Annotated in this window: 1 protein-coding gene; it reads right to left on the bottom strand. The window is 60.9% G+C overall.

Annotated elements, in window-relative coordinates; all coding sequences use genetic code 11:
- A partial coding sequence (locus tag KVS69_RS20315; protein ID WP_217540090.1) for a hypothetical protein occupies positions 1–243 on the bottom strand: 243 nt, incomplete at both ends.

The raw sequence follows: 243 nt of genomic DNA, 5'->3' as shown, positions 1-243 counted from the left end.
CCACATAATCCACAAGGCCGCCATAACCAAGCGCGGCCCTGACCAGATCGCCCGGCGGCGACAGCGAAGACAAAAGCAGCGGCACCTCGTTGTCGATGCAGACCCCTGCGACATGATCGAAGCGCGTATTCGACTTGTTCGAGATCAGGTTGACGGCATAGGGTGCTGCCGGCGAACCGGGGTTTGCCGCATCATGCGTCGCCAGAGTTTCCCGGACGGTCGTGAGCCAAACCTGAAGTTCGG

Source organism: Stenotrophomonas sp. GbtcB23, from assembly GCF_019091045.1.
Classification (GTDB): domain Bacteria; phylum Pseudomonadota; class Gammaproteobacteria; order Xanthomonadales; family Xanthomonadaceae; genus Stenotrophomonas; species Stenotrophomonas rhizophila_A.
Note: the sequence above shows the minus strand (reverse complement) of the source record. Positions and strands in the feature narration are given on the sequence as shown.